The organism is Imperialibacter sp., from assembly GCF_040222815.1.
Classification (GTDB): Bacteria; Bacteroidota; Bacteroidia; order Cytophagales; family Cyclobacteriaceae; genus Imperialibacter.
The window spans coordinates 1-865 of the sequence record NZ_JAVKCH010000008.1; the positions used below are offsets into that span (position 1 = coordinate 1).

At 49.0% G+C, this 865-nt stretch carries 1 protein-coding gene; it reads right to left on the bottom strand.

What is annotated here, in order from left to right; translation table 11 throughout:
* Positions 1–137: 137 nt before the first annotated feature.
* A partial coding sequence (locus RIF36_RS01660) for an IS110 family transposase (RefSeq protein ID WP_350149302.1) occupies positions 138–865 on the bottom strand: 728 nt, incomplete at its 5' end.

The window sequence follows — 865 nt, forward strand, 5'->3', positions numbered from 1 at the left end:
GCTTACGACCCTGTCCGTTTCCTGCCCCGCTGGTAGGAGTTGCTTTTCGCTTTGGTGTTGGGTTGTCGATGGTAGTTAGGGATTTTGTACAAAATTGTTTGCCCGTTACTACATAGGTAATAACGGGCTTGGAACTTTTACCCTTTAAGCTTCAGCGCCTTCTTAAGCTCTTTAAATAGCAACTTACATCCGTAAGCGGCGGTCTGACTGATAATCAGCTTCCCAAAGTGGTTCCCGCCTTGGTTGTTTTGCTCGAATTGCTCCTGGCGCTTGTCGTAGAATTCTCCTAACCTTTCTCCGATTCCTCCCCGTGGACGGCTTTTTTCTGGGGCGATGGTGCAGAGAATCCATAAGTAAAGCTCGGTTCGGCACATCTTACTACCGCTTCCGGCGTTCCATCCCTTACGGTCGCCGCTGCTTAACTCGTCTCCTGCCATCCCTAAGCGTTTTTTAAAACTGCCTAATGATTCAAACTTACTCAGTGGGTAGATGTGGCATAGTAGCAACGCTCGTGGTCGTAGTCCAATGCCGAATTTATCGAAGGTTCGATTGTATTCTTTGAACTGTGACAGGTGAATCAGTTCTTCTAGTTTCTGCTCCGCTTCGTGTTCCCAGCCGTGGATCTGGCAGAGTAGTTCAGCATACCGCTGGGAGAATTGGCTGATTTCGATGCCATACTCTGGTGCTACTGACTTGTCATAGAGTCGGTCATAGTAAAAGTTACGCCGTACTCCGGGGCGTTCGATGTTTGCTAGCCATGCCCATAGAGGAACTAATCCATCCTTTCCCGGCTGGGAGTTTTTAAAAGCTGCCTCGGGGAACTCTCGGCACAATTGTTGCCTCACTCGGTTGATCACCGGTGATT